The sequence below is a fragment of the Actinomadura sp. KC345 genome, from assembly GCF_004348515.1.
Lineage (GTDB): Bacteria > Actinomycetota > Actinomycetes > Streptosporangiales > Streptosporangiaceae > Spirillospora.
In genome coordinates, this window is record NZ_SMKH01000322.1 from 1 (window position 1) to 8,346 (window position 8,346).

Consider the following 8,346-nt stretch of genomic DNA (forward strand, 5'->3'; position numbering starts at 1 on the left):
GTCCGTGACCGCCGCGATGCCCGCCCCGTACAGCGGCCCGAGCACGCTGCCCAGCTCCTGGGCCGCGCCCACCGCGCCCAGGACCACCGGCCGCTGCCGCTCGTCCCACAGGTCACCGGCCAGGGCCATCGTCACCGGCAGCAGCGCGCCGCCCGCGACGCCCTGCACCACCCGGCCCGCCGTCAGCAGCGGCACGTCACCGGCCAGCGCGGTGACGACCGAGCCGGCCGCGAAGAACACCAGGCACGCCTGCAGCAGCGGCCGCCGCCCGAACCGGTCCGACAGCTGCCCGAGCAGCGGCATCGCCGCCACGTACCCGAGCAGGAACCCCGTCAGGACCGGTGTCACCCGCTCCAGCCGGTTGATCGGGACGCCGATGTCCTTGACCACCGGCACCAGGATCGTCGTGACGACGTAGGCGTCCAGCGCGGCCAGCATCACCACCGCGCCGCCGGCCCCGATCGCGACCCGGCGACGCCCGCTCACCGCGGTGCGCTGATCTCGTACGGGGCGTCGAACTCGGTGAACGAGATCACCACCGCGCCCTGGTCCTCGGGGAACGCCCCGCGCACTTTCACGAGCCGGTGGTCGGCCTTGTTCACCCAGACCTGGCCCTCCAGGTCCGCGTTGATCCCGGGGATGAGGCCCGCGATCCGGTCCTTCGGCAGCCTGGTCCCCACCCGGTAGGTCTCCTTGCCGTCCACCTTCTCGACGGCCTGCGGCTCCGGCGCCGCCGCCGACTCCAGCAGCTTGGCGATGCCGCGCTGCGGATCCAGCACCGCCGACGGGTCGTACATGCTCGCCGCCAGGGCCTTCGGCACCTTGCGCCAGCCGCCCGTCCCGGCGTCCAGGTAGATGCTCTCCCCGACCGCGACGACCTTCATCTCGACGTTCTGGCCCTGCTGCTCGACCGTCAGCGTCCCCTCCGCGTCGCCCTCGCGCAGCAGTTTCAGGTCGCCGCCCTTCACGATGACGGGCGTCTTACCCTCCGACTCCACGGTGAACGCCACGCTCTTGAGCTTCGCCATGGCCTGCGCCGACTGCCGGAGCGTCTGCGCGGCGTCGAAGTCGGCCTTCGCGGCGGGCTCGTCCGATCCGCCCCCGCTGCACGCGCCGGTGGACACCAGCGCCAGCAACACGGAGACGAGGACGAGGATGCGTCTGGACATACGCGGGACCCTACCGACGGGTACCCGCACCCGTCACTCGGTACGAGGTATGACATCGCCCCACCGCGAGTAGGACCCGGCGGGGACGCGGCCGCCCATTTCTCTGTGGCAGTCGCCGACACCCCACCGCTAAGATGACAACGGCAACGCCCCCACCGTCACCGGGGGACGCCTCGGGGCGGTAGCTCAGCTGGTCAGAGCAGGAGACTCATAATCTCCCAGTCGCGGGTTCGAGTCCCGCCCGCCCTACGTCGCCGAGGAGGCATGTCCGCGGAAAGCGCGGACCGTCGCTCCTCGCAATGCCTTTCCGGGGGCGACCCCCGGACCCCCGATGCGGGGCTCCGCCCCCAGGCCCCCTGCCGGTCGGCCATGGTGAGAGACCTCCTCTCGGCTCGGAACCAGGCTCCAACCTTCGCGGGCCTTCGGCCCGCGGCAAGCGCGGGCCTGACTCCCGTCTTCTCCCGGCTCTATCGGAGTGTGTGTTAGGCGGGCCAGGTGGGTTTGCGTTTTTCTAGGAAGGCGGTCATTCCTTCTTGGGCCTCGGGGGTTTGGCTGGAGGCGGCCATTGCCTCTATCGCGTAGGTGTAGGCGTCCTGTTCTGGGCGGTCCAGTTGGGCGTACATGGCTTGCTTGCCCAGGGCCTTGCTGCGGGGGCTGCCTTGGGTGGCGCGTTCGAGGAGGTCGTGGACGGCCTTGTCCAAGTCGTCGTCGGGGACGGCGTAGTTGATCAGGCCCCAGTCCGCGGCGGTCCTGGCATCGAAGACCTCGCCGGTGAGGGCCATCTCGGCGGCTCGCTTGCGGCCGATGTTGTGCGCGATGGCCACCAGGGGCGTGTGGCAGAACCAGCCGCCCTTGCCGCCCGGTGCGGCGAAGCCCGCGCTCTCGGCGGCGACGGCCAGGTCGCAGCTCGCCGCGAGCTGGCAGCCGGCGGCGGTGGCCAGCCCGTGCACGCGGGCCACCACCACCTGGGGGACGGACTGGATCGTCCGCATCAGCTCGGTGCAGACCTGGAGCAGGTCGCGGACGTCGGCGTGCGAGGCCCCGGCCATGTCGGCGAAGTCGTGGCCGGCGGAGAAGACCGGGCCGTTGGCGGCGAGGACCACGCCGCGGGCGTCGGTGCCGCCGGTCTCGCGGAAGGCTCCGGTCAGCGCGAGGAGGAAGTCGCGCGACAGTGCGTTGCGGCGGCGCGGGCGGTTCATCGTGATCGTGGTGAACGGGCCGTCGCGGTGGAGCAGGACGTCGTTGTCGCTCATGCCCCCGACGTTACGTCAGACCCTCGTCGTACGGTGGGTGGGTTCGTCTGCCTAGGGGGTAATGGCCTTGAAACTGCTCACCGCCACCAACTCCAGCCAGGGATTCCGCGACAACGACTTCGACTGGTGCGTCGAGGGAGAGCTCGTCCACATCGGGGTCGTGTGCGCGCGCGACCAGGACGACCCCGACGGCGGGTGCGGGTGCGGGCGGTCGTTCGCCGGGCTCAACTCGCACCGCGCCACGACGACCGCGATGGTCCGGGAGGTGGCCGGGTTCACGAGCGACGACTACGTGCTCGCGATCCGGTCCAGCCTTGAGCAGCAGGGGTGCGACCCCTCGTTCGCCGAGCACGAGGCGGCGCTGCTGCGGTGCCTGGTGCGCGACTGGCCGGTGGGCGCCATCGTCGAGCGGCGGCTGGATGAGATCGTGGTACGGCAGGTCCTGCAGCCCTGACCACGGGAGGTCCCACATGCTCGTCGCGTTCTCGGTGACTCCGCTCGGTGCCGGCGAGGAGGTCGGCGAACTCGTCGCGGAGGCCGTCCGGGTGGTGCGCGCGAGCGGCCTGCCCAACCGCACCGACGCGATGTTCACCACGATCGAGGGCGAGTGGGACGAGGTGATGGCCGTGGTGAAGGCCGCCACCGACGCCGTCGCGGCGCGGGCGCCGAGGGTGAGCCTCGTCGTCAAGGCCGACATCCGGCCCGGCGTGACCGGCGCGCTCGACGCCAAGGTCGAGTCGGTGGAGCGGCACCTCCGCTGACCGCGCACAACCGCGAGGACTGAACACCGCCCCGGACGGCCCCGCGGGCGGCGCCGACTGTGCTCGCACCACAACCCGAACGGCGTTCGATTGGACGCCCGCCCCGTCTTGCCCGCGCCCCATGGACGCACGTCCGCGCCCCGTGCTGGTCTTCCTGCCACACGAGATTGTGGAGGCGTGCATGGCGAACGGGACCCTCGCGGTCCGTGATCTGTCGGTGAGCTACGGCCGGGCCGTGCGGGCCTTGCGCGGGGTGTCCCTGGACGTCCCGGCGGGATCGGTGACGGCGGTGCTCGGCGCCAACGGGGCGGGCAAGTCGACGTTGCTCCGGGCGGTCTCGGGGACGCTCCCGTTCCACCGCGGCGCGGTGGACGCGGGCACGGTGCGGCTCGGCGACCGGTCCCTGATCGGCCTGCATCCGGCGACCGTGGTCGCGGCCGGGGTCGTGCAGGTGCCGGAGGGGCGGCGGGTGTTCGGCCGGCTCAGCGTCGAGGAGAACCTGCGGGCCGGCGCGCTCGGCGCTCCCAGCCGGTCCGAGGCCGCGCGGGCGCACGGGCGGGTGCTGGAGCTGTTCCCGGTGCTGGCGGAGCGGGCGCGGCAGCGGGCCGGGCTGCTGTCGGGCGGCGAGCAGCAGATGCTCGCGATCGGGCGGGCGCTGATGGCGTGCCCGTCGGTGCTGCTGCTGGACGAGCCGACGCTCGGCCTGGCGCCGCTGATGGCCGAGCGGATCGCCGAGACCGTCCGGGAGATCAACCTTCAGGGCACGGCGATCCTGCTGATCGAGCAGAACGCCGCTCTCGCGCTGGAGCTGTCGTCAAGCGCGCACGTGCTGGAGGTCGGCGCGGTGGCGCTGCACGGCCCGTCGGCCGAGCTGGCCGGAAGCGACGAGGTCAGGCGCCGCTACCTCGGCGTCGGCGAGGACACCGGCACCGAGGACGGCGACGCCGCCGGCGAGATCACCCCACCGCCCGCACTGGAGAGGTGGACCGGATGACCGGTGAGCTGGTGGTCAGTGAGCTCACGGTGCGGTTCGCCGGGCTCACCGCGCTCGACGGCGTCGGGTTCACGGTCGCGGCGGGGAGCGTCCACGCGCTGATCGGGCCGAACGGGGCGGGGAAGTCGACGTGCTTCAACGTCCTGTCCGGGGTGTACCGGGCGAGCGCGGGCAGCGTGCGGTTCGGCGGGGCGGAGCTCACCTCGCTGGCGCCGCACCGGATCGCCTCCCTCGGCGTCGCCCGGACGTTCCAGAACATCGCGCTGTCCCGGCACCAGACCGCCGAGGACAACCTGATGCTCGGGCGGCACCGCCTCACCCGCGCCGGGTTCGCCTCGGCGGGCCTGCGGACGCCGCGGGCGCGGCGGGAGGACGCGCGGCACCGGGCCCGGGTCCGCGACATCGCCCGGTTCGTCGGCGTGGACGAGCATCTCGGCACGCCCGCCGGGGTGCTGCCCTACGGGGTCCAGAAGCGCCTGGAGCTGGCGCGGGCGCTGGCGATGGAGCCCCGGCTGCTGCTCCTGGACGAGCCGGTGGCCGGGATGAACGGCGGGGAGCGGCGGCGGATGGCCGAGGTCATCGCCCGCGCCCGCACCGACCTCGGCGTCTCGGTCCTGCTGGTCGAGCACGACATGGGGATGGTCATGCGGCTCGCCGACGAGGTGACCGTCCTGGACTTCGGCCGGCGCATCGCGGGCGGCGACCCGGCGCGGGTGCAGCGCGACCCGGCCGTGATCCGCGCCTACCTCGGCGCCGCGCACGACCCGGCGGCGCCCTCCCACGCGGAAGGAAACCCTTGAGCACGTTCATCGAGCTGGTGGTCAACGGGGTCTCGGCGGGAGCGGTCTACGCGCTGATCGCCCTCGGCTTCGTGATCATCTTCAAGGCCACCGAGGTGGTCAACTTCGCGCACGCGTCGCTGCTGCTTGCGGGCGGCTACATCACGGCCGTGCTCCACGACGACATCGGGTTCCCGGCGGCGCTCGCCGCGGGCATCGCCTCGGCGGCGCTCCTCGGCGTGCTGGTGGAGGTGCTGATCCTGCGGCGCGCCCGCGTCGAGGACCACGCCGTCCTGGCGATCGTCACGATCGGGATCGACATCGTGCTGGTGACCGAGCTGACGCGGCGGATCGGCACGCAGGTCCTCTCGCTCGGCGACCCGTGGCAGGACCGCATCGTGTACGTGGGAGGCGTCGGCATCGCCCAGACACGCATCGCCGCGTTCGCCGCCGCGGCGGTCATCATCGCCGCGTTCCTGCTGGCGTTCCGCTTCACGTCCTGGGGCGTGGCGATGCGGGCGGCGGCCGAGGACGGCGAGACGGCCGCGCTGATGGGCATCCGGCTGTCGCGGGTCTCCCTGGCGGCCTGGGCGATCGCGGGCGGGCTGGCCGCGGTCGCGGCGCTGTTCCTGACGGTCTTCCCCACACCGGGGCTGGACCGCGCCACCTCGTTCGCCGCGATGAAGGCGTTCCCCGCCGCCATCCTCGGCGGGCTCGACTCCACCACCGGGGCCCTGGTCGGCGGGCTCCTCATCGGGCTCACCGAGTCGCTCGTGACCGGCTACCAGGGGGACCTGACGTTCCTCGGCCGCGGCATCGGCGGCGTGGCGCCGTTCCTGGTGATGCTCGCCGTGCTGCTGGTGCGGCCCGCGGGGCTGTTCGGGACGAGGGAGCTGTCACGTGTCTGAGCGTCCGTTCCCCCTCAGGTCCGGCCGGTGGACGGCCGCCGCGGGGATCATGGTCCTGCTCCTGCCTCCCTTCTACCTGGACGCGTTCTGGCTCCAGACGGGCCTGTTCGCGATGTCGGCGGCGATCGGCGCGATCGGCCTGAACCTCCTGACCGGGTCCACCGGGCAGTTGTCGATGGGGCACGCGTTCTTCCTGGCCGTCGGCGCCTACGGGTACGTCTACCTGGCGTCCGCCCCGGACGGCGAGCTGTCGGGGCTCGGGCTGCCGACACCGCTGGCGTTCATCGGCGCGATCATCCTGGCCGGTGTCGCGGGCGGCGTCTTCAGCCCCATCGCCGGACGGCTGCGCGGCGTCTACCTCGGCATCGCGTCCCTCGCGCTGATCTTCATCGGTCAGCACGTGCTGTTCAACGCCGAGAGCGTCACCGGGGGCTTCAACGGGCGGGGCGTCCCGCCGCTGGAGATCGCCGGGTTCTCCTTCGACGACTCCCCCGGCGTGGTGCTGCTGGGCGTGCCGCTCGGCGCCCTGGAGCGGCTGTGGTTCCTCGCCGTCGCGCTGCTGGTCCCGGCGGCGTGGATCGCGCGCGGCATCCTGCGCGGCCGGCCGGGCCGGGCGATGAACACGATCCGCGACCACGAGGTGGCCGCGTCGGTGATGGGGGTGCCGGTGGCGCGCTACCGGGCCGGCGTGTTCGTGCTGTCGTCGATGTACGCGGGGGCGGCCGGGGCGCTGCTGGCGCTGGTGTTCCAGCGGACCGTCCCCGACTACTTCGGGATGTTCCTCGCCCTGGACTACCTCGCCATGATCGTCATCGGCGGGCTCGGCAGCGTCGCCGGGGCCGTCGCGGGGGCGGTGTTCGTCTCCGTCCTGCCCCAGCTCCTCACCCGCTTCGGCGACGACCTCCCGCTCGTCGCGGCGCCGGGCTCGGGCGGGGTCTCCCCCGCCGAGGCCGCCCGGATCCTGTACGGCGCCGCCGTCGTCGCCGTCGTCCTGTTCCTGCCCCGCGGCCTCGCCGGGGTGTGGGCGCGGCTGCGCACGGCCGCGGCCCGCCGCCGGGCCGCCCGACCGTTCACCCGACTCGACAAAGAGGAGCAACCAGCATGAAGCGAATGGCGCGTGTCACGGCGGCCGGCGCGTTGGCGCTGGCCCTGCCGCTGAGCCTGGCGGCCGGCTGCAGCAGCAAGGCCACCGGCGGCCCGGAGGCCACCGGTCCCGACGGCGTCAAGCAGGGCACCGGCGTCACCGACGACAAGATCAGCATCGGTGTCGAGACCGACATGACCGGCGTGTACGCGCCGCTCGGCAAAAGCCTCACCCAGGCGCAGCAGCTGTACTTCGAGCAGGTGAACGCGCAGGGCGGCATCTGCGGACGCACGGTCGAGCTGGTCGTCCGCGACCACGGGTACGACGTGCAGAAGGCCGTCGCCGCCTACAGCGAGCTGCAGACGAGCGTGGTCGGCCTCGCCCAGTTCGTCGGGTCGCCGATGGTGACGGCGCTGGAGGACCGCATCACCTCCGACAAGATGTTCGTCATCCCGAACGCGTGGGCGACGACGCTGCTCGGCAACCGGTACATCCAGGTCACCGGCACCACCTACGACGTCGACATGATCAACGCCGTGGACTTCCTGATGAAGGAGAAGGGGGTGAAGAAGGGCGACAAGATCGGGCACGTGTACTTCGAGGGCGACTACGGCGAGAGCGCGCTCGCCGGGTCCGAGTACGCGGCCGTCGAGCTCGGCCTGACGGTCGTCGAGCAGAAGATCAAGGCGACCGACAACGACATGACCGCCCAGGTCTCGGCCCTGGAGAAGGCCGGGGTGTCGGCGATCCTGATGAGCGCGGGCCCCCGGCAGTCGGCGTCGCTCGCGGGCGTCGCCCGGTCCAAGGGCATGACGATGCCGATCGTCGCGAGCAACTCGGGGTTCTCCCCGCAGCTGCTCGAGACGCCCGCGGCCCCCGCGCTGCTGAAGGGCTTCTACCTCGCCAGCGCCGGCGCGCCGATCTCCTCCGAGCTCGCGCCGATCAAGAAGCTGGCGGGCGACTACGCGAAGAAGTACCCGGGGCAGCCGCTGGACAACGCGGTCGTCAACGGCCACACCAGCGCGGTGATCTTCGCGGACGCGCTCACGAAGGCGTGCCAGGCCAAGGACCTCACCCGGGACGGCCTGATCAAGGCGCACCGGTCCACCACCACCTACGACGGCGGGTACGGAACGCCGATGGACTTCTCGAAGGTGGACGAGCCGGGCACCCGCAAGACCTACATCCTGCGGACGGACGCCAAGGCCCAGGGCGGCCTGGTCGTCGAGCGGGAGGCCGCAGCCAGCAAGGAGGCCGAGGCCTACGAGGTCCCCTCCGGCACGTGACCCGTTCGTTGACTTGCGGCGTGTTGTTGTTATCCGGCCCGCCATAACAACACGCCGCAAGTCAACGTGAGGGGAGCGGGGTGCGGGTGCGGGCGGCGGGGATGACCAGGGG

General features: G+C 72.4%; 10 protein-coding genes and 1 tRNA gene. 8 read left to right on the forward strand and 3 right to left on the reverse strand.

Annotated features, from left to right (window positions below):
• Window positions 1-438 (reverse strand): MFS transporter (locus E1281_RS33830; protein ID WP_131883793.1); only part of this gene is annotated, 438 nt, incomplete at its 3' end.
• Between the two features lie 44 nt (window positions 439-482).
• On the reverse strand, window positions 483-1,169 hold the full coding sequence (locus tag E1281_RS33835) for an LppX_LprAFG lipoprotein (protein ID WP_131883786.1): 687 nt from the start codon (window positions 1,167-1,169) through the stop codon (window positions 483-485).
• A gap of 175 nt (window positions 1,170-1,344) precedes the next feature.
• Here E1281_RS33835 and E1281_RS33840 point away from each other — a divergent pair.
• Window positions 1,345-1,418: transfer RNA gene (locus E1281_RS33840), tRNA-Ile, on the forward strand.
• A 233-nt stretch (window positions 1,419-1,651) separates the two neighbouring features.
• Here the strand turns inward: E1281_RS33840 and E1281_RS33845 are convergent.
• On the reverse strand, window positions 1,652-2,422 hold the full coding sequence (locus E1281_RS33845) for an enoyl-CoA hydratase-related protein (protein WP_131883787.1): 771 nt from the start codon (window positions 2,420-2,422) through the stop codon (window positions 1,652-1,654).
• A 61-nt stretch (window positions 2,423-2,483) separates the two neighbouring features.
• Between E1281_RS33845 and E1281_RS33850 the strand changes: the two genes are divergently transcribed.
• The 7 genes from E1281_RS33850 (at window position 2,484) to E1281_RS33880 (ending at window position 8,234) form a co-directional block, all read left to right on the forward strand.
• A complete protein-coding gene (locus E1281_RS33850; protein WP_131883788.1) occupies window positions 2,484-2,876 on the forward strand; it encodes a hypothetical protein in 393 nt (130 codons plus the stop codon).
• A 16-nt stretch (window positions 2,877-2,892) separates the two neighbouring features.
• Window positions 2,893-3,183: an MTH1187 family thiamine-binding protein gene (locus E1281_RS33855; RefSeq protein WP_089312546.1), complete on the forward strand. Its 291-nt coding sequence runs from the start codon at window positions 2,893-2,895 to the stop codon at window positions 3,181-3,183.
• Window positions 3,184-3,364: 181 nt separating this feature from the next.
• Complete coding sequence (locus E1281_RS33860; protein WP_131883789.1) at window positions 3,365-4,177, forward strand: ABC transporter ATP-binding protein; 813 nt, start codon at window positions 3,365-3,367, stop codon at window positions 4,175-4,177.
• The gene (locus E1281_RS33865; RefSeq protein WP_131883790.1) at window positions 4,174-4,977 is read left to right on the forward strand and encodes an ABC transporter ATP-binding protein; all 804 of its coding nucleotides are present in this window, start codon (window positions 4,174-4,176) and stop codon (window positions 4,975-4,977) included. The genes E1281_RS33860 and E1281_RS33865 overlap by 4 nt, the downstream gene beginning before the upstream one ends.
• Window positions 4,974-5,864: a branched-chain amino acid ABC transporter permease gene (locus tag E1281_RS33870; protein WP_131883791.1), complete on the forward strand. Its 891-nt coding sequence runs from the start codon at window positions 4,974-4,976 to the stop codon at window positions 5,862-5,864. Before E1281_RS33865 ends, E1281_RS33870 begins: the two co-directional genes overlap by 4 nt.
• A 49-nt stretch (window positions 5,865-5,913) precedes the next feature.
• On the forward strand, window positions 5,914-6,969 hold the full coding sequence (locus E1281_RS33875) for a branched-chain amino acid ABC transporter permease (RefSeq protein ID WP_131883794.1): 1,056 nt from the start codon (window positions 5,914-5,916) through the stop codon (window positions 6,967-6,969).
• A gap of 5 nt (window positions 6,970-6,974) precedes the next feature.
• Window positions 6,975-8,234, forward strand: coding sequence for an ABC transporter substrate-binding protein (locus E1281_RS33880; RefSeq protein WP_131883792.1), 1,260 nt, complete (start codon window positions 6,975-6,977; stop codon window positions 8,232-8,234).
• Window positions 8,235-8,346: the final 112 nt, after the last annotated feature.

What these genes read in the sequence shown, in the direction of transcription:
- E1281_RS33850 (WP_131883788.1), top strand. Translation starts at nt 2,484, where the DNA reads ATGGCCTTGAAACTGCTCACCGCCACCAACTCCAGCCAGGGATTCCGC.
- E1281_RS33855 (WP_089312546.1), top strand. Translation starts at nt 2,893, where the DNA reads ATGCTCGTCGCGTTCTCGGTGACTCCGCTCGGTGCCGGCGAGGAGGTC.
- E1281_RS33880 (WP_131883792.1), top strand. Translation starts at nt 6,975, where the DNA reads ATGGCGCGTGTCACGGCGGCCGGCGCGTTGGCGCTGGCCCTGCCGCTG.
- E1281_RS33835 (WP_131883786.1), bottom strand. Translation starts at nt 1,169, where the DNA reads ATGTCCAGACGCATCCTCGTCCTCGTCTCCGTGTTGCTGGCGCTGGTG.
- E1281_RS33845 (WP_131883787.1), bottom strand. Translation starts at nt 2,422, where the DNA reads ATGAGCGACAACGACGTCCTGCTCCACCGCGACGGCCCGTTCACCACG.
- E1281_RS33875 (WP_131883794.1), top strand. Translation starts at nt 5,914, where the DNA reads ATGGTCCTGCTCCTGCCTCCCTTCTACCTGGACGCGTTCTGGCTCCAG.
- E1281_RS33865 (WP_131883790.1), top strand. Translation starts at nt 4,174, where the DNA reads ATGACCGGTGAGCTGGTGGTCAGTGAGCTCACGGTGCGGTTCGCCGGG.
- E1281_RS33860 (WP_131883789.1), top strand. Translation starts at nt 3,365, where the DNA reads ATGGCGAACGGGACCCTCGCGGTCCGTGATCTGTCGGTGAGCTACGGC.